At 63.3% G+C, this 16555-nt stretch carries 20 protein-coding genes and 1 tRNA gene; 12 read left to right on the top strand and 9 right to left on the bottom strand.

Annotated features, from left to right (window positions below):
* Positions 1-167: 167 nt before the first annotated feature.
* Both I6F12_RS09565 and I6F12_RS09560 read left to right on the top strand, forming a co-directional pair.
* Entirely contained in the window at positions 168-1763 is a 1596-nt protein-coding gene (locus I6F12_RS09565) for a tannase/feruloyl esterase family alpha/beta hydrolase (RefSeq protein ID WP_225156050.1), read from the top strand.
* A 147-nt stretch (positions 1764-1910) separates the two neighbouring features.
* On the top strand, positions 1911-2195 hold the full coding sequence (locus I6F12_RS09560) for a beta/gamma crystallin family protein (RefSeq protein WP_225156049.1): 285 nt from the start codon (positions 1911-1913) through the stop codon (positions 2193-2195).
* 349 nt (positions 2196-2544) lie between these two features.
* Here the strand turns inward: I6F12_RS09560 and I6F12_RS09555 are convergent, their stop codons facing one another.
* The 3 genes from I6F12_RS09555 to I6F12_RS09545 all read right to left on the bottom strand — a co-directional run bounded on the left by I6F12_RS09555 (position 2545) and on the right by I6F12_RS09545 (position 4173).
* Positions 2545-2964 (bottom strand): HIRAN domain-containing protein, encoded by a 420-nt coding sequence (locus I6F12_RS09555; protein WP_225156048.1) that lies wholly within the window; start codon positions 2962-2964, stop codon positions 2545-2547.
* A gap of 112 nt (positions 2965-3076) precedes the next feature.
* Complete coding sequence (locus I6F12_RS09550; RefSeq protein ID WP_225156047.1) at positions 3077-3640, bottom strand: hypothetical protein; 564 nt, start codon at positions 3638-3640, stop codon at positions 3077-3079.
* A gap of 56 nt (positions 3641-3696) precedes the next feature.
* Positions 3697-4173 (bottom strand): integrase core domain-containing protein, encoded by a 477-nt coding sequence (locus tag I6F12_RS09545; RefSeq protein ID WP_345944150.1) that lies wholly within the window; start codon positions 4171-4173, stop codon positions 3697-3699.
* A gap of 200 nt (positions 4174-4373) precedes the next feature.
* On the opposite strand from I6F12_RS09545, the gene I6F12_RS09540 reads away from it, so the two are divergent.
* Together I6F12_RS09540 and I6F12_RS09535 are read left to right on the top strand one after the other, a co-directional pair.
* Positions 4374-4826 carry a VOC family protein gene (locus I6F12_RS09540; RefSeq protein WP_035703627.1) on the top strand — a complete coding sequence of 151 codons (453 nt, stop codon included), beginning with the start codon at positions 4374-4376 and terminating at the stop codon, positions 4824-4826.
* Positions 4827-5202: 376 nt separating this feature from the next.
* Positions 5203-5841 carry a glutathione S-transferase gene (locus tag I6F12_RS09535; RefSeq protein ID WP_225156046.1) on the top strand — a complete coding sequence of 213 codons (639 nt, stop codon included), beginning with the start codon at positions 5203-5205 and terminating at the stop codon, positions 5839-5841.
* 128 nt (positions 5842-5969) lie between these two features.
* On the opposite strand, the gene I6F12_RS09530 is transcribed toward I6F12_RS09535, so the two are convergent.
* From I6F12_RS09530 to I6F12_RS09520, 3 genes are read right to left on the bottom strand one after another with little or no spacing between them, the layout of a single operon-like run.
* Positions 5970-6137, bottom strand: coding sequence for a hypothetical protein (locus I6F12_RS09530; RefSeq protein WP_036022969.1), 168 nt, complete (start codon positions 6135-6137; stop codon positions 5970-5972).
* A gap of 5 nt (positions 6138-6142) precedes the next feature.
* Positions 6143-6397, bottom strand: a complete 255-nt coding sequence (locus tag I6F12_RS09525; RefSeq protein WP_225156143.1) for a hypothetical protein — start codon at positions 6395-6397, stop codon at positions 6143-6145.
* A 48-nt stretch (positions 6398-6445) separates the two neighbouring features.
* Entirely contained in the window at positions 6446-6700 is a 255-nt protein-coding gene (locus I6F12_RS09520) for a PilZ domain-containing protein (RefSeq protein ID WP_057029117.1), read from the bottom strand.
* A 225-nt stretch (positions 6701-6925) separates the two neighbouring features.
* On the opposite strand from I6F12_RS09520, the gene I6F12_RS09515 reads away from it, so the two are divergent.
* The 7 genes from I6F12_RS09515 (at position 6926) to I6F12_RS09485 (ending at position 13290) form a co-directional block, all read left to right on the top strand.
* A tRNA-Glu gene (locus I6F12_RS09515) sits at positions 6926-7000 on the top strand.
* A 1215-nt stretch (positions 7001-8215) separates the two neighbouring features.
* On the top strand, positions 8216-8869 hold the full coding sequence (locus I6F12_RS09510; protein WP_225156045.1) for a hypothetical protein: 654 nt from the start codon (positions 8216-8218) through the stop codon (positions 8867-8869).
* A gap of 149 nt (positions 8870-9018) precedes the next feature.
* On the top strand, positions 9019-9645 hold the full coding sequence (locus tag I6F12_RS09505; RefSeq protein ID WP_225156044.1) for a PilZ domain-containing protein: 627 nt from the start codon (positions 9019-9021) through the stop codon (positions 9643-9645).
* Between the two features lie 97 nt (positions 9646-9742).
* Positions 9743-9985: a hypothetical protein gene (locus I6F12_RS09500; RefSeq protein WP_035999767.1), complete on the top strand. Its 243-nt coding sequence runs from the start codon at positions 9743-9745 to the stop codon at positions 9983-9985.
* Positions 9986-10280: 295 nt separating this feature from the next.
* Positions 10281-11321 (top strand): PrsW family glutamic-type intramembrane protease, encoded by a 1041-nt coding sequence (locus I6F12_RS09495; protein WP_036022963.1) that lies wholly within the window; start codon positions 10281-10283, stop codon positions 11319-11321.
* Positions 11322-11391: 70 nt separating this feature from the next.
* Entirely contained in the window at positions 11392-11970 is a 579-nt protein-coding gene (locus I6F12_RS09490) for an HdeD family acid-resistance protein (RefSeq protein ID WP_225156043.1), read from the top strand.
* Between the two features lie 234 nt (positions 11971-12204).
* The gene (locus I6F12_RS09485) at positions 12205-13290 is read left to right on the top strand and encodes a 3-deoxy-7-phosphoheptulonate synthase (RefSeq protein ID WP_057029112.1); all 1086 of its coding nucleotides are present in this window, start codon (positions 12205-12207) and stop codon (positions 13288-13290) included.
* A gap of 61 nt (positions 13291-13351) precedes the next feature.
* On the opposite strand, the gene I6F12_RS09480 is transcribed toward I6F12_RS09485, so the two are convergent.
* From I6F12_RS09480 to epmA, 3 genes are all read right to left on the bottom strand, one after another.
* Positions 13352-13606 carry a hypothetical protein gene (locus tag I6F12_RS09480; protein WP_225156042.1) on the bottom strand — a complete coding sequence of 85 codons (255 nt, stop codon included), beginning with the start codon at positions 13604-13606 and terminating at the stop codon, positions 13352-13354.
* A gap of 68 nt (positions 13607-13674) precedes the next feature.
* Complete coding sequence (locus I6F12_RS09475; protein WP_225156041.1) at positions 13675-14769, bottom strand: lysine-2,3-aminomutase-like protein; 1095 nt, start codon at positions 14767-14769, stop codon at positions 13675-13677.
* Positions 14766-15818 (bottom strand): EF-P lysine aminoacylase EpmA, encoded by a 1053-nt coding sequence (gene epmA, locus I6F12_RS09470; protein WP_225156040.1) that lies wholly within the window; start codon positions 15816-15818, stop codon positions 14766-14768. Before epmA ends, I6F12_RS09475 begins: the two co-directional genes overlap by 4 nt.
* A 162-nt stretch (positions 15819-15980) precedes the next feature.
* Here epmA and efp point away from each other — a divergent pair, with 162 nt between their 5' ends.
* Entirely contained in the window at positions 15981-16547 is a 567-nt protein-coding gene (gene efp / locus I6F12_RS09465; RefSeq protein ID WP_028136595.1) for an elongation factor P, read from the top strand.
* Positions 16548-16555: the final 8 nt, after the last annotated feature.

Below are 16555 nucleotides of genomic sequence, written 5' to 3'. Positions count from 1 at the left end.
GTTGAAAGCCTGCACCGCTGGACTGCACCTCCCGAATAACACAAGATAGTTCAGTGCCAGTGCAGCAGATCGGCTGGTGGCCAGCGTGAGTTAAGTGCACCGCAAAAAACAGAAAGCGGCAGGGAGGGACAATGCGGCGAAAAAGAAATGTCGCGCTTGATGATGCGATGGCTGGCCTGGGTCTGATCGCAGCTATCATGGTCGTTGCGATCTCGCCGGCAAGCGCCGACAATTCGGCCAACATACCGCCCGCGCTCAAATGCGCTGACCTGACCGGCTGGAAGATGCCGGGATCGACGGCAACAATCACCAGAGCCGAGCTGGTGCCGGAGGCGCCGCCGGGGACGGTGCAGCCGTCGCCGCCGGCGCCCGCCACAATATCGGTGGCGCTGCCGCCGAACTGCCGCGCGAATGGCGTGATCGATCAGCGCGTCGGCGTCGAGGGCAAGTCCTACGCGATCGGCTTTGCCGTTGCCCTGCCCGATCGCTGGAACGGCCGCTTCTTGTTTCAGGGCGGCGGCGGTTTGAACGGCTCGATCCGGCCGCCGCTGGGTTACCACGCGGCCGGCGAGGTGCCGGCGTTGGCGCGCGGCTTTGCCGTGGTCTCGACCGATAGCGGTCATCAGGGCGCGGTGTTCGATGCCTCGTTCCTGAAGGACCAGGAAGCCGCGCTCAACTTCGCCCATGCTTCCGTCGGCAAGGTGACGATCGCGGCCAAGGCGATCGTCGCGCATTACTATGGCCAGCCCGCAAAGCGTTCCTATTTCACGGGGTGCTCGACCGGGGGCCGCGAAGGCATGCTGGCGTCGGCGCGCTATCCCGAACAATTCGACGGCATCGTCGCCGGCGCGCCTGCGATGCGCACCGGCAATTCCAATATCGGTCTCGCCTGGGCCAACGCTGCCTTCAGCCAGATCGCGCCGAAAGATCCGTCCGGCAAGTCGGAGCCCGCCAAGACGTTTGCCGCGGCCGAGCGAAAGCTGATCACGAACGCGATCCTCGATGCCTGCGACGCCAAGGACGGCGTCAAGGATGGCCTGATCTTCGACGGCAAGGCCTGTCAATTCGATCCCGCGGTCCTCGCTTGCAAGGGCGACAAGCCGGATGGCAAAACGGAGTCTTGCCTGGCGCCGCCGCAGGTCGATGCCTTGAAGAAAGCTTTTGCCGGACCGAAGAATTCACGCGGCACGCAGGTCTACCCGCCGTTCCCGTGGGACAGCGGCGTAGCACCCGAAGGCGTTGCCATTCCCGGCATCCTGGCCACCGGCGCGCGCAGTCCGGTCGGACCGCCTGTTTGGGAAAACATCAACGTCGATCAACTCGAAGACCGGGTCAACGCGAGCGGGATGGATCGCCTTACCAACACCGCCTATTGGACCAACCTTTCGAGCTACTTCAGCCATGGTGGCAAGCTGCTGTTTTACCACGGTGTGAGCGATCCCTGGTTCTCGGCGAACGACACCGTGAATTACTACGAGCGCATGGCGGCAGATTCCGGCGGCATGGAGTTGGTGCGGGAGAAATCGAGCCGGGCCTTCTTGGTGCCCGGGATGGGCCACTGCTCGAGCGGCGCCGCGCTCGATCGTTTCGATCTCCTCACCGCGGTCGTGAACTGGGTGGAAGACGGCAAGGCGCCCGATGCGGTGGTCGCGACGGGACCAGCCTTTCCCGGCCGCAGCCGGCCGCTTTGCCCCTATCCGCAACATGCGCGGTACAAGGGGCAAGGCGATCCGGAGAGCGCAGCGAGCTTTGAGTGCAAGTAGGGAAGATGTCGCAGTTTCGGTGACTGTGCACTGGGCGGGGCTTTTGCATTGCGACAAACCATGGTTGCGTCAAACTGAAGCACGACCCAACGATGTACTTTGGCTCGCAGTCCCCTACCCTCCGCATGTTTGTTTTAGGAGGTAAAGATGGCAGAGTGCGTTATTTTTGAAGACCGGAATTTCGACGGTGCTGCGTACCAGACGTTTGGTGACATCAGGAGCTTAAAGAACGTACCGAAGGGCATGGGTGGTTTAGGTAATTGGAGCGACGAAACAAGCTCCATCAGGATTATGAGCGGCACGTGGAGATTCTTTGAGCACGTGGACTTCGGAGGGCAGTCGTGGGTCTTAGGCCCCGGTGACTATCCTTGGGTACCGGATCAGGGCATTCCTGACAATTCGATCTCCTCAATCCAGAAGATCAGCGACTAGAACAGGCCGTCCCGATCGCCAAATCAAGCTGCGTTAGCTGGTCAAGCATGAAATCCGATATGGTCGGTTCGACCACCGGGGCATACCTACGATAGCTGACGCAGCCGGCGTCGCTGCTCAAACAGCGCAGCCTGTCAGCCCGAGACCAACCACGAGATACAGCAGCGGCTTCATCGGCCTCTGACACCGTGTCCAGGGTGTGTTGGTAGTTACTGTTGCAGTCCAGCACTGTCACCGTAATCGCTGTCACCGTAATCGCAAGTTGCTAGCCCACCAGCCGATTGCGAGCCAGCCACGGCAATCTCAGACAGCTGAAAACTTCAGGTAGTAGCCGACTTCACCGACATCGTTATGGCTTTCCCCGCAGGCGGACCTTCGTGCTATGCCCCGGAGGGGCCAGGACGATCACTTTGAAATCGAGGAAGCCATCTTTGCCCTCGTAGATCGAGTATAATTCTGCAGCAACAGCGGTTCCGTTGGAAACTAAGTCGCTGATTATCTCTGACGCAACATCTCGATCCAGGTAGCCTATATGCCAACGGCCGATGCGCCGACTAAACCAGCCCTTTTGCTCCGACACTCCAATAACCGCGATTGCGTTGGAGTCGTGCGGATTATCTGGTCGGTGCTCAAGCTCGACTCCGTACTGTAGCCCCGATTCTTCCGCCTTTCGCGCTGCACGCGCAAAGGCGATAGCATCTGCTTTCCGATGATGAACACCGACGACGCTTTCGGCGAGCGTGGTTTGTGCCCATTTGCCATCAGGCATATGCCGGTCTTGCGCGTAGCGCACTGATCATGCCCCCTTTTCATTAGTGAGGAGTTGTGGTCGCCTTCGCCGAAACAAAATCAGACCAAGCAGCACCCACCACCAGCTACTGTCAGCCATACGAAAGGAACGTACTTTGCTTCGACCTCCTTATTGATGTCCAGACATCGAAGCCGTCAACGAGGGTGAGGCGCAGGGGTTTGTCTTCCACCATCGTGCAATCTGGGCCGGCGTTCACCTTCTTAGTGCGGGTACCGACCAGCCGCCTGTTGGAACGGTCAACCGTGTAGACGTACTCTACGCAATCAGTGTCAGTGCGGAATAGAATTGTCGTGCTGTCCCATTTAGTCATGTCGTAATTGTATGTCTCCAAGTGTAGCATGTTGCCGACCGCTATTTCTGCCTGAGCAGCGGTGCACGACTTTTCTTCCTTGATGCACCGAATTTTGGATGTCTGAATTGGGAAGGCCTGTCGAGCATTCTCCATCGTCCATGTACCGGACGCCGATACGTACCCGCGATCCCAAGATTCTGTGTACACAGATACGCCCGAACGCAGCACGATAGGATTCTGCGCCGTAATAATCGAGTTAGCCGCAATGATAATCCCGAGTGTTCCTGCGAGACCAATGAAAAGAAATAGTACGCCCAAGCCAATCCATTTGAAAAACCGCACCCGTGCCCCCTGAATTTTTAACCGCCCCGGGATTACCGGAGGCCATTTGGTTTACGTTATGCCGCGATGGCGGGTTGTTCCAGTATGGCGTAGTAGCGTTGCCCGACTTCGACCGGCGGAATCCGCCGGTTGTTGAACCAGTCCACCCATTCGAGTGTGGCGAACTCGACGGCCTCGAAACTGCGCCATGGCCCGCGCCGATGGATAACCTCGGCCTTGTCGAGACCGTTGATGGTTTCGGCGAGAGCGTTGTCGTAGGAATCTCCGACACCGCCGACGGAAGATTCGATACCAACTTCGACCAAGAACTCACTATATGGATACGTATTGGCTGCCCCTGTCGCTATTTTGCACGAGCCCGCCGCGATGAACCGGTCGTGCAGTGTCTGCTCCAGCGCGTCGAGCACGAATCTCGCGTGCGCCGTGCGCGAGGCCCGCCAGCCCACGATCCTGGGGGCATAGGCGTCGATGACGAAGGCGACGTAGACTAAGCCGGTCCAAGTCGTGACATAGGTGAAGTCTGAGAGCCTCAGGACATTCGGCCTCGGCGCTTTGAACTGACGGTTGACGTGATCCAGCGGGCACGGCGCAGCCTGTCGCTAGTCGTGGTCTTACGGGCTTGCCGCGCGGACACGGCCCGCCCCCTGCCCCTCCTCCCCGTTTCCTGCTATCTCCTACACCCGCCGTCCAGGCCCAAGACAAAACCCTCCGTCCGTTCCAGGGAGCAACAACCATGCGATACCTCCACACCATGCTGCGCGTGCGCAATCTCGATGTCGCGCTGAAATTCTATGTTGATGCTTTCGGCTTGAAGGAGGTGCGGCGGATCGAGAACGACAAGGGGCGGTTCACGCTGGTGTTCCTGTGCTCAGCGGACGATCTCGAGGCGCTGAAGAAGCAACCGCCGACGCGGGGGGCGCCGCTGGTCGAGCTCACCTACAATTGGGACGAGGAGAAGTACGGCGAGGATCGCTTCTTCGGCCATCTCGCCTACGAGGTCGACGACATCTACGCCACCTGCGAGAAGCTGATGAAGGCGGGCGTCACCATCAATCGTCCGCCGCGCGACGGCAACATGGCCTTTGTCCGCTCGCCGGACCTGCACTCGATCGAGCTGCTGCAGAAGGGCGATCCGAAGCCGCCGCAGGAGCCGTGGGCGTCGATGCCGAACACCGGCCATTGGTAAGCCATAGGCAGGAACTAGGCCCCTCCCCCGGCGTTCTCCTTTCACGAAACCGATTTGGAGGAGGATGCGATGGCAAGAGGGCTGTTGCTGTGGATGCTTGGCGTGCCGATCCCGGTGATCATTCTGTTGTGGCTGTTCTTCGGCCGCTGAGCGTCAGATTGAACTATTGCAATGAAGGCTCCGCCGCGTGCGGAGCTTTTTGCATGAGGGGCACGATGCAATCGCGCATCGCTCGGCGCGCCGAATTCCGCTATCAGCTGGGAAAGGTGGATCTGTAGCCCGGATGGAGCGCAAGCGTAATCCGGGACTGTCAGCCCTGGATTGCGCTTCGCTCCATCCAGGCTACGACACCGAACAATGCCGCGGGGAGAGCTTCATGGCCGATACCAAGCTGACGATCTGGGGCCGCGCCAATTCGGTCAATGTGCAGAAGGTGCTGTGGTGCTGCACCGAGCTCGGCCTGGCTTACGAGCGCATCGATGCCGGCATGCAATACGGCAAGACCCGCGAGGCCGATTATCTGGCGATGAATCCCAACGCGCGGATTCCGACGCTGGTCGAGGGCGACTTCGTGCTGTGGGAGTCAAACTCCATCATGCGCTATCTCTGCCTCGCGCATGGCCGCGGAACGCCGATCTATCCGGAGGCGCCGAGACAGCGCGCCTCGGTCGACCGCTGGCTCGACTGGACTCTGTCGACGGTGCAGCCGGTCGACCGCCCGGTGTTCTGGGGCGTCGTGCGCACCGCGCCCGCCGAGCGCGACATGATCCAGGTGCAGCGCGATGCCGATGCCGCCGCCGAGGTCTGGGCCATCGCCGACCGCCTGCTCGCCACGCGCCGCTTCATCGATGGCGATGCGTTCACGCTCGCCGACATCGCGGTCGGATCCTATGCGCGGCGCTGGCTCGGGGTCGAGGGCATCAGCCGGCCGGCACAGCCGCACCTCACCCGCTGGCTCGCCGAGCTCGGCAAGCGGCCCGGATTTGCGCAATTCGTCGCCCCGCCGATGTCGTGAACCCCTCGCGCGCCTTAAGCTGCGGCGATCGCGCGGGGAATCCTCGTTCCGGCGCGCTTCCCGCGGCGTCACGGCCGCGCTTGACGGCTACTGTGCATGGGGTTGTTTTCGCGGTTTTGTTTCAGGCTTTAGCGCCAGCCGCGCTCGACCAGCAGCACAACGACGATCAGCACCAGAGTCACGGCAGCCGTGGCGAGCCGCGCGGTCCAGCTGAGGCCGCGGCCGACCCACCACAGCAGCGCGCAATACATCAGCACGGGGACGATGATGTCGAGCCGCACCAGATCCGCGGGCATAGGCTTCAGCGCCGGATTTTGGTGTCGAGGCTGGTCGAGCCACCGAGCTTGACGCAGGTCCCGGTGCCCTCGGCCATCACGAAGCCCCGGCCGTAGGCGGCGCAGGCGCCTGCCCGCGCCTTGCCGGCCGTGCTGCCGTTCAGCGGCAGCACCTTGCCCGCCTGTGGCGGCTCGGCAGGCGGCAGGCGCAGGCTCTCGGCCGCGGTCGCGGTCGCGGACGTGGCCAGCAAGGAGAGCAGGATGAGGAGCTGCGTGCGCATCGCCGCCTTGTAGCCCGGACCGGACCCGCGCGCCATCGGCGGCCGCGGCTAGAGGAACTTGACGCCGGCCGACTTGCCGCGGCGCCAGACCACCTGGCAGCTCCGCCCGGTGCGTGCATCGCGCGCGAAGGCCATCCGGATCACGCCGGGAAGCTGGCTCGCATCCTCGTCCAGGGTGATCCTGGCGCCCGAATCCGAGATGTCCTGGACCAGGCAGTGCCGCGCGGCAAAGCCGCCGTCCAGCGTGATCCAGGCATGCTGCGACAGCAGCTTGCGGGCTGCGCGCTTCTTCGGCGGTGGCATCGGCAAAATCTCCCCGTCCAGCGCTACGCAGGGAACGCTAACAAACCGTTGAAATCGCCTCCGAATGATCCCGCGCCCCGGGGCTATCCACCGGGCCGGAAAGACCGTTCCCGAACGGCTTGCCCGGGAGCGCAAAGGCCACTATACGTTCGCCCGCTGCAAGCCGCCGGGCCCTGTTCGGCCGGCCAGCGGCCGTGCCGGGACAATCGGCAGGGCCCTGCGTTTGCTCCCTTCGTCTATCGGTTAGGACGCCACCCTTTCACGGTGGAGAGAGCGGTTCGATTCCGCTAGGGAGCGCCAGCAAAATCAATCACTCAAAGATCCACTCTGCCGCCGTGTCCAACGTGTGGCCAATAAACCCGTGCGAACACCCATGGACGTGGGGCTCGATCGCCGCCCCGCTTCGCGAGCGTGAACCGGCGGGCCATCGTGCTTACCGCCTGAGCCCCGGGGCGGTGCGTCATCAGCCGCGGTCGCGCCTCCTGTGCAGCCTGCGGTCACCGCGAGGCAAGCCGCCGGCATCGCTCATCTATTTTTTTTCGAAGCAGCCAGCGGCTACCCTGTTGCCGATTGAGTAGCAATCAGGAGGATTCGGCTTTGTGACCACGTGCTGGGGCGTTTCAACTCGTGGGCTCGACCACCCCCAAAGCACAGCAAGCAGGGCCAGACCCCCGAGGATCGCGAGCGCAACCATTTCAGGCGTGACGAGAGCGGGGCGCCGACAGAGCCCCTGGGGTGCAATCTGCTTCAATGAACACAACTCTGAACTGTAATAATTCAACTGTAATAAAAATATCATATGTTAATTCCGGTTCCATTGCAAATGGCAGTTGTTCCACGCAGAAATGCCTGAAACGAACGGCCCGCCAGCGTGAACCGGCGGGCCCTGCTCAATGGTGCTTCATTGGTCGCGCTCCGCCAGGATGCGGTTGATCTCGGCCGTCACGATCAGCTGGTGCTCAGGCGTGAGCTGGGCATACCTCGCGAAAGGGCTCGCTCAGCCCTCTGGTGCCCTCGGCGTTCGTCGATCATCCTCTTGAGGCCCCTTAGATCGCCGTCGAGTATCCAGTCGACGTTGATCCCGTGCTTCCGGCAGTAGTCGCACAGCTCGGCGCCGACCTTCGGAGCTCGCTCCAATCCCCATTCGATCGCGAGCCACAACAGGCGCCGGTTGTTGTTCTGCGCTGACGACGCGCCGTCGGCGTCGAGCCGCCCCCAACGGTGTCCGGAGGCGTAGCCGCCGACGCTTGGCGGCGTTGCGGCGCCGCGTGATGCCAGCGCGGGTGATGGGCTTCTCCTTTGCCACTGCCCGCGGATCTTCCTGAGCTTCGTTTGTGCCTTGTCGATGTCTATTTTTACGGACGTGGACGGCCATGGACCTATTCTCATCTCTTTCACGGTGGAGAGAGCGGTTCGCTTCCGCTAGGGAGCGCCAGAGGCGCAAGCCGCCGCGGCAGCATGAACCTCCTCGCCTCCCGTCTCCGACCAATGTCAGGTCGTAACCGGTCGAGGCCCATGCCGCACAAAGCCGACATTGCAGACGCACCGCCGATGCCGGCGCTTCCCACATGGCTGCGCCACCCGCGCCAGCATGCGCCGGACCGGCGCGCCAAGATGCTGGCGCACATGGCCCACCTCCAATCACTGCCGGAGCGCCAGGCGGCGTTGACGCCGCCCTCGCCGGAGCGGTCAGGCCAGGCCGTCGCTGACATTCTCGGCGATGCCTTCGGCTACATCGTGCTGTTCGGTGTCATCGCCCTGCTCTTCCATTCGCGCGTTCCGCTCTACCTCGGTGCCTTTCTCTTCCTGACCGATGGCGAGCGCATCGAAAGCGCGCTGGCAAGCATCGGTATCCGCCTCGAGCCCGAAATGATCGGCCAAGACCTCGTCAAGCGCTTTGTATTCTGGTTCGGATGGTTCGCGTTGCTCGGCCCCCTGAAAGCCTCGGTTCCCGCCTGGCTCGCGTCTTGGCTGCCTCCGACCCAGTCATGGTCTTCCCTGGCCGGCATTGCCATTCTGCTCGCCCTCGTCGAAGCATTGACCGGGCTCGCGCTGCGGCGCGCATTGCCGCGCCTGCGATGGGAGATCCGTCCGAACGGACTGATATGGACGATGATCCAGTTCGCCTTTGCCGCATTGGCTATCCTGGTGCTGTTCGGACCTCGCTAGCCGTCGCTTATGCCGCGCTTCCCGCTGCTCTGCCGACCCGCGCCATTTACCGAAAATTCACCCCAGCTATTAGGCAGCAGTATCATTTGCTTAGAATTTGCTCGCTACCGTGGAACTACGGCAATCACCCGAACCCCCGGTCAGCGCTCATGTCCGTCGCAGACTTCCTGAGGCAGCGAGCAGTGGATGTTACGGTCAGCGGCAGCTACTCGCTGCCCCGCTGGTACGATTGCGAGGGCAAGCTCCGCAGCTTCGCCTGCCGCACCAAGCGCGTCTCGCCGTTCCGGATGATCGTGGACGTGCCCGTGGTCGGCAAGGTCGGCGAGCGCTTGACCTCCTACTTCGAGGATTTCGGCGAATTCCAGGGCACCATCAGCGCGACGCTGAAGGCGGGCTTCCTGATGGAGCTCGAGATGACGCGGGCGCGGCGCGCCTGGATGTCGGAAAAGCTGACATGGCTCGAGAAGAAGCAGAAGGATGTCAATGTTCGGGACCTGCGGCGTGACGCGCGTTTCGTTCCACAGGTCTCGCACACCGTGCTGACCCTCGCGGACGGCAGCTGCCATCCCTGCTTCATCATCGACGTCTCGACGGCCGGCGTCGCGGTGTCCTCCGAGTATGATCCGGTGGTCGGAACCCCGCTTGCGATCGGCGCCTGTGTCGGGCGGGTGATCCGCAAGTTCGAGCACGGCTTTGCGGTCAAATTCGCCGAAAAGCTGGACCGTGACGACCTCGTCCGCCTGATCGTCCGCACGCCCTTGCTGAAGTCGGCCTGAATTCGCCGCCCTATAGCGGCCCCAATGCCGGATCAGCTTTTGCAGGTCTGTGCCTCGGGCCGGACGTCATTTTGCAGACTTGCGATCGGGGGACCGAATGGCAGTCGACAAGATCACCTGGGACAGGGTCGGCCGGGTCACCGAGCCCGGACGCTACATGTACACGTTCGGTTGGCTCACCATCACCGCCGGCGATCTCGAAATCTGGAAACGATACCCGCAGGCCGCGTTCACGCTGCTGGCGCAGAGTTCCGGGTCGCCCGAGTCCGCCGGCGAGGAATTCCATCTCGGCGCCTTCGACGTCGCACCCGACGCGCCGCCCGCGATCACGACGCACTGACTAGACTAAGGCCAGCAGCCGGCACGCTGCGCAGATGCGCCAGGAATCGAGGAATCCCGCGCATTTCCTTGAGCTCGCTTGCAAATCTCGATCCGCAGCGCACCGGGCAATCGTTGCGGTGACTGGCGAGCTTCTGCCATCATGCGATTGATTGCGCTCGTATTCTACTCCCCACAATGAGCCCGGATGAACGGCAGCTGTCGCGCACCTTCAGGGAGCCGACAGCCGGCGCATGACACATGGTCGCATCGGAGAACGTAGATAAGCGGATCAAGGGAACTTATTTTCGGCGCCAATGTACCTGATCGAAGCGCTCCCCACCGTCATCGGAACTGCCGCTATCGCCCCGGCGCTGCTGTTGCTCTGGCTCGTCATCGCTGCCGAGGAACGCCCGGGGCCGCCGGCCCAGGTCTGGACCGCATTCCTGTTAGGGGCGGCGAGCATTTCGCTCCTGGGCCTCGCCCGCGCCCCCTTCGCCAAGATGATCGCCGCCCCCGACGATCCCTGGGCGGCGCTGGCGATGCATTCGATCTTCGGCGTCGCGCTGCCCGAGGAAGCCGTCAAGGTGCTCGCCATCGTGCTGGTCTCCTCGACCAAGCGACGCACCTTTGCCAATCCGATGGACACCGTGGTCTACGGCGCCGCGGTCGGCCTCGGCTTCGCCGCCTACGAGAATCTCGCCTACCTGGTCCAGCACGCCGACATGTGGCGCTCGCTTGCCGCGCTGCGCAGCGTCCTGACCGTGCCGTTCCACGGCGCGCTCGGCATCATCGCCGGCGCCTACCTGACCATCGCGCGCGCCGGCACGGCGCTTGGCGCAAACCGCCACCATCGCGATTGGGCCCGTCTTTCCAGCCGGCTGTTGATCTTCGGTGGCCCGCTCGCGCTTCATACGGCCTTCGACTTCCCGCTGCTGACGCTCCAGCGCATGCCCGATCTCGATCCGACACTCCGCATGTGGTTGGGCGCTGCGAGCCTGTTGATCGGCTTCGGCTCGATCGCCTTCGCCATCCGCCTGGTCCGGCGCGTCGCGCGCCACCACGCGCCGCGAACCGATGTCGCGCGCGAGCGGCTCAGCCAGCTGCGCCGGATGTGGGCGCTGCTGCTCGCCGGCGGCGGCATCGGGTTCGTCGGGCTCGCCTTCGTCCTGACCTCGATCCATCACTGGCTGATCAACCCCGAGCGCAACCTGACGCTGGCGCTGATTCCGATCGGTTTCGTCTCGATCCTGCTCGGCCTTGCGCTTCTGATTGTCACATCGGCTATCTACATTCTCGGCCGCAACCGCATTCGCACCAACGCGGAAGGCTTTTCGTCGGCGCCCGGCGGCACTTGATCCAACGCATGGCGAACGCGCGACAGGCCCACTAGATTGGGACGCAATCCTCTCGTTCCGGAGCCAGACGATGACATCGCCCGAGGAATTTGCCCGCCTCCAATCCGAGATGAACCAGACGGTCAAGGCGCACTGGAAGGCTTTTCTGTTCGAAGGGATCCTGCTTGCCGTCCTCGGCATTGCCGCGCTCGTCCTGCCGCCGCTCGCCAGCCTTGCGAGCGCGATCTTCCTCGGCTGGATGTTCCTGATCGGCGGCATCGGCGGACTGATCGCGACCTATTGGGCGCGCAGCACGCCGGGCTTCTGGTGGTCGCTGATCTCGGCTGCGCTCGCTGTGCTCACCGGCCTGCTGCTGCTGGCCCGGCCAATGCAGGCCGTGCTGACGCTGACCATCGTGCTCGGCGCCTATTTCCTCGCCGAGGGCGTCGCCACCATCATGTACGCGCTGGAGCACCGCCGTGAGCTCAGCGGCCGCTGGTCGTGGCTGCTGATCTCGGGCCTCGTCGACATCGCGATCTCGTTCATGGTGATCACGGGACTGCCGAGCTCGGCGGAGTGGGCCATTGGCGTCCTCGTCGGCATCAACCTGCTGTTCGGCGGCGCCACCCTGATCGGCATGGCGCTGGCGGCACGCAATGGCAACACCTGAGGCGCCTCGTCGCTCCAAATTCTGATTGGGGGGTGACAAGGCGCCAGCGGCACGCTATATGGCCTTTCCATGATCACCGTCGCCACCAGCTATTTTTGGTACTTTAGCTACGACAGCTCGCTGGCGGCGGGAGGATCGCGCTCAATCTGAAACATTGCAGCAAACGTCCGAACAGCCGCCCGACCTGGCGGCTTTTTTATTGCCGGCAGGTTCTAGAACAGACAGGAGCCCGCCGTGCTGAGCACGACCGACGATCTTCGTATCCGCGAACTGAAAGAGCTGAGCACGCCGGAAGAGGTGATGCGGGAAGTCCCGCGCACGCTCACCGCGACGCGTGTGGTGATGGCCGCGCGCAACGCCATCCATGCCATCCTGAGCAATCAGGACGACCGCCTTCTGGTCGTCGTCGGCCCCTGCTCGGTGCATGATCCCAAGGCGGCGCTCGACTATGCCGAGCGGCTAGCAAAGCTTCGCGAGGATCTCGCCGATCAGCTCGAGCTCGTGATGCGGGTCTATTTCGAGAAGCCCCGTACCACGGTCGGGTGGAAGGGCCTCATCAACGATCCCGACCTCGACGGCAGCTTCGACATCAACAAGGGGCTGCGGCTCGCGCGCAACGTGCTCGCGGCGGTGAACAATCTCGGCCTGCCCGCCGGCACCGAGTTCCTCGACATGACGACGCCGCAATACATCGCCGACCTCGTCTCCTGGGCCGCGATCGGCGCGCGCACGACCGAGAGCCAGATCCATCGCGAGCTGGCGTCGGGGCTGTCCTGCCCGGTCGGCTTCAAGAACGGCACCGACGGCAATGTGCGGATCGCGGCCGATGCGGTGAAATCAGCCTCGCATCCCCATCATTTCATGGCCGTCACAAAGCTCGGCCGCTCGGCGATCGCCTCGACCGCCGGTAACGAGGACTGCCACATCATCCTGCGCGGCGGAGCTGAGCCGAACTACGACGCGGCAAGCGTTGCGTCGGCCTGCAACGAATTGACCAAATCCGGCGTTGCCCCGCTGGTGATGGTCGATGCCAGCCATGCCAATTCGAGCAAGAAGCCGGAGAACCAGCCGCTGGTGATGGCCGATATCGCCCGTCAGATCTCGGGCGGCGAGAGCCGCATCATGGGCGTGATGATCGAGAGCAACCTCGTCGCCGGCCGGCAGGATGTCGTACCGGGCAAGCCGCTCACTTATGGGCAGAGCATCACGGACGGTTGCATTGACTGGGCAACGACGTCGAAGACGCTCGAGCAGCTCGCCGACGCGGTCGAAATCCGCCGCAACATCCGGCGCGCCGGACTGCACGAGCGATCAGCCTGACGGATGGCGAGCTTGGGATGGCTCATTCCTCACCTCTCCCCGACGGGGAGAGGTGAAAGCCTCAGCAGCCGCGGCAGATGCTCTTGATCTTCTTGTCGAGCGCCTGGTTTTCCTTGCTGAGCGGATCGTTGGGATCGCTCAGATTCTTCTCGCTAGGCACATCGCTGGCACGCGGCTGGCGATGACCGACCGGCGCCGGCAACACCGACCCGGACGATGCGCCGCTTGAGGTCGATCCCTTGGAGCTGCCGGTCTGCGCAACAGCCGCGCCGCCAAGCAAGACCACGAGCGATACTGCCAGCATGATCTTCGTCATGTCCATTTCTCCATTCTCGAATCAGCGTCCAAGCCCAGCACTCAAGTCAGCGTCGATGCCATCGCCACTCATGCCTCGGGCGGATAAAGATGAACGTCGCCGCAATAGTCGACGATACGATAGCGCGTTTCTGATTCCGCTTCACTTGTCTCGTTTGCGGTATTTGGCACCGCCAACACGTAATTGGGACCCACCGGCGACTTGCCGGCACCGCCGGGAATGTCGATGACATAGTCCGGCTGACACAGGCCGGACACCCGCCCGCGCAACTGCCGCATCAAGGCCTGCCCCTCTGCCAACGTCGTGCGCAGATGCGCCGTTCCCGGGGCGAGATCGCCGTGGTGCAGATAATAGGGCTTGATCCGGCATTCGACGAAAGCTCGCATTAAATCCGAGAGAGCGGCGATGTCGTCATTGACGCCGCGCAAAAGCACGGACTGGCTCACCAGGGGAATTCCAGCATCGACGAGCCGCGCGCAGGCATCGCGCGCGGCCCCCGTCAGTTCGCGCGCGTGATTGGCGTGTACCGCGACCCAGGTGGCCGCGCCCGCAACCTTCAGGGCTGCAACCATCTCCGCGCTGACGCGCGCTGGTTCGGCCACCGGGACACGGGTGTGGAGACGGATGATCTTGACGTGATCGATGGCCGCAAGGTCAGCCATGATCTCACTCATCCGCCGGGGCGACAGCATCAGGGGATCGCCGCCGGTCAGGATCACTTCCCAGATCTCGTCATGCGACCGGATGTAGTCGATCGCGGTGCGATAGGCGCTCTCCGACAGCGCATTCTCCTTGCCGGGCCCGACCATCTCGCGGCGGAAGCAGAAGCGGCAATAGACCGCGCAGACGTGCACGAGCTTGAACAACACCCGGTCGGGATAGCGGTGCACGATTCCCGCCACCGGCGAATGCGGGTGATCGCCGATCGGATCGGCATTCTCGCCCGGCTGCGCCTCGAGCTCGGCCGAAACAGGAACGAACTGCCGCGCGATGGGATCGTCGGGATCCGTCGCGTCGATCAGCCCGACCAGATCCGGCGTGATCGCCACGGCATAGCGCGCGGCGACGCGTTCGAGCGCCGGCAGCGCCGATGCGGGGACCAGGCCCTCGGCTACCAGCTCGGCAGGTTCGCGCAGAGTGCGTGCAAGGTTCGTCTTTGTCATCTCTCATCCGCAGGCGGTGTCCACACCACCTGATCAATTCGTGTGGCGCCGCTCGCCAGCATCACCAGCCGGTCGAAGCCGAGCGCGACACCGCTCGCCTCCGGCATTGCGGCGACCGCCGCCAGAAAATCCTCGTCGAGCGGATAGGCTTCGCCGTAGCGGCGCTGCTTCTCCGTCATGGATTCCGTGAAGCGTTTGCGCTGCTCCCCGGCATCGGTCAGCTCTCCAAAGCCGTTGGCGAGCTCGACGCCGCAGGCATAGACCTCGAAACGTTCGGCGACCCTCGGATCGTCCGTCTTCACCCGCGCCAGCGCCGCCTCTGGAGATGGGTATTCGAACAGGATGGTCAAACGCCCCTGCCCCAGCTGCGGCTCGACGTGTTCGACCAGCACCTTGCTGAAGATGTCGGACCAGGTGTCATCCTCGGCGACACGGACCTTCCCGGCTGCCGCCTCGGCGAGCGCCGCACGGTTACCCTCGCCGCCCGAGATTGTCGACAACAGGTCGACGCCGGCGAACTGCGCGAAGGCGCCCGCGACCGTCAGGAGCTCCGGCTCGGCGAAGGGATCGGCGGTTCGGCCGCGGAAGGAGAAGGTCCCGATCCCGGTCGCCTGCGCCGCCCGGGCGATCACGACGACGCAATCGGCCATGATGGCATCATAGGGCGCTCCCGCCCGGTACCATTCCAGCATGGTGAACTCGGGCAGATGCAGGTCGCCGCGCTCGCGGTCCCGGAACACCCGTGCGAACTCGAAAATCCGCGTCTCGCCCGCCGCCAGCAGTTTCTTGCAGGCGAACTCGGGCGAGGTGCGCAGGTATCGGCTGGCCCGGCTGCCGTCGGGCCGCATGATCTCGGTCCTGGGGGCGTGCAGATGGGTCTCGTTGCCCGGAGAGACCTGGAGAACGGAGGTTTCCACCTCCACAAACCCCTGTTCGGCGAAAAAACCCCGCAAAGCTCCGGTCACGGCGGCCCTGGCCTGGAGGAACGGCCGTCGGTCGAGGTGGCGCGCGGGCGACCAGGACGGCGACATCGGCTTGTCCCCAGCCATCAACCGACCGCCCCGGCCGGCAGCAAAATGCTGGCATCCAACGGCAAAATCAGTATGTTGCGGCCCGAAACGGGTGCCGAGGTCCGGTTTGAGGCCCCAAGTCCCCCAGCAATTCGACCACGTCCTGGCTGGTGCCGGGCCAAGCAAGCAGGAAATACAGCTTTGAGAGTCATCGCCAGTTCTATTCGCAAGGGCAACGTGATCGAGCAAGACGGCAAGCTCTATGTCGTCGTGAGCGCCGAGAACATCCATCCCGGCAAGGGAACCCCGGTCAGCCAGATCGAAATGCGCCGAATCTCGGACGGGGTAAAGATCTCGGAACGCTACAAGACCACCGACCAGGTCGAAAAGGCCACCATCGAAGAGCGCAACTACACCTTCCTTTACGAAGATGGCGATGGCTACCACTTCATGAACCCCGAGACCTACGACCAGGTTCAGGTTTCCAAGGACGTCGTCGGCGACGCGGCCGCGTATCTTCAGCCGGACATGACCGTCAAACTGTCGATGCATGACACCAATCCGGTGTCGATCGCACTGCCGCAGCGCGTGACGCTGGAAGTGGTGGAGACCGAGCCGGTGACCAAGGGCCAGACCGCCTCCTCCTCCTACAAGCCGGCGGTGCTGTCCAACGGCGTGCGCACCACCGTGCCGCCGCACATCTCGGTCGGCACGCGCATTGTGGTGATGACCGAAGACGGCTCCTACTCCGAGCGTGCTAAGGACTAAACGAGCCA

This window comes from Bradyrhizobium sp. IC4059 (genome assembly GCF_020193615.1).
In the GTDB taxonomy this organism is placed as follows: domain Bacteria; phylum Pseudomonadota; class Alphaproteobacteria; order Rhizobiales; family Xanthobacteraceae; genus Bradyrhizobium; species Bradyrhizobium yuanmingense.
Note: the sequence above shows the minus strand (reverse complement) of the source record. Positions and strands in the feature narration are given on the sequence as shown.

Coding starts and splice junctions, on each gene's coding strand:
- I6F12_RS09480 (WP_225156042.1), bottom strand. CDS start 13,606: ATGACGAAGATCATGCTGGCAGTATCGCTCGTGGTCTTGCTTGGCGGC.
- I6F12_RS09475 (WP_225156041.1), bottom strand. CDS start 14,769: ATGACAAAGACGAACCTTGCACGCACTCTGCGCGAACCTGCCGAGCTG.
- I6F12_RS09520 (WP_057029117.1), bottom strand. CDS start 6,700: ATGCCACCGCCGAAGAAGCGCGCAGCCCGCAAGCTGCTGTCGCAGCAT.
- I6F12_RS09505 (WP_225156044.1), top strand. CDS start 9,019: ATGTCCGTCGCAGACTTCCTGAGGCAGCGAGCAGTGGATGTTACGGTC.
- I6F12_RS09495 (WP_036022963.1), top strand. CDS start 10,281: ATGTACCTGATCGAAGCGCTCCCCACCGTCATCGGAACTGCCGCTATC.
- I6F12_RS09535 (WP_225156046.1), top strand. CDS start 5,203: ATGGCCGATACCAAGCTGACGATCTGGGGCCGCGCCAATTCGGTCAAT.
- I6F12_RS09500 (WP_035999767.1), top strand. CDS start 9,743: ATGGCAGTCGACAAGATCACCTGGGACAGGGTCGGCCGGGTCACCGAG.
- I6F12_RS09530 (WP_036022969.1), bottom strand. CDS start 6,137: ATGCCCGCGGATCTGGTGCGGCTCGACATCATCGTCCCCGTGCTGATG.
- I6F12_RS09510 (WP_225156045.1), top strand. CDS start 8,216: ATGCCGCACAAAGCCGACATTGCAGACGCACCGCCGATGCCGGCGCTT.
- I6F12_RS09540 (WP_035703627.1), top strand. CDS start 4,374: ATGCGATACCTCCACACCATGCTGCGCGTGCGCAATCTCGATGTCGCG.
- I6F12_RS09490 (WP_225156043.1), top strand. CDS start 11,392: ATGACATCGCCCGAGGAATTTGCCCGCCTCCAATCCGAGATGAACCAG.
- I6F12_RS09525 (WP_225156143.1), bottom strand. CDS start 6,397: ATGCGCACGCAGCTCCTCATCCTGCTCTCCTTGCTGGCCACGTCCGCG.
- I6F12_RS09560 (WP_225156049.1), top strand. CDS start 1,911: ATGGCAGAGTGCGTTATTTTTGAAGACCGGAATTTCGACGGTGCTGCG.
- I6F12_RS09555 (WP_225156048.1), bottom strand. CDS start 2,964: ATGCCTGATGGCAAATGGGCACAAACCACGCTCGCCGAAAGCGTCGTC.
- epmA (WP_225156040.1), bottom strand. CDS start 15,818: ATGGCTGGGGACAAGCCGATGTCGCCGTCCTGGTCGCCCGCGCGCCAC.
- I6F12_RS09565 (WP_225156050.1), top strand. CDS start 168: ATGGCTGGCCTGGGTCTGATCGCAGCTATCATGGTCGTTGCGATCTCG.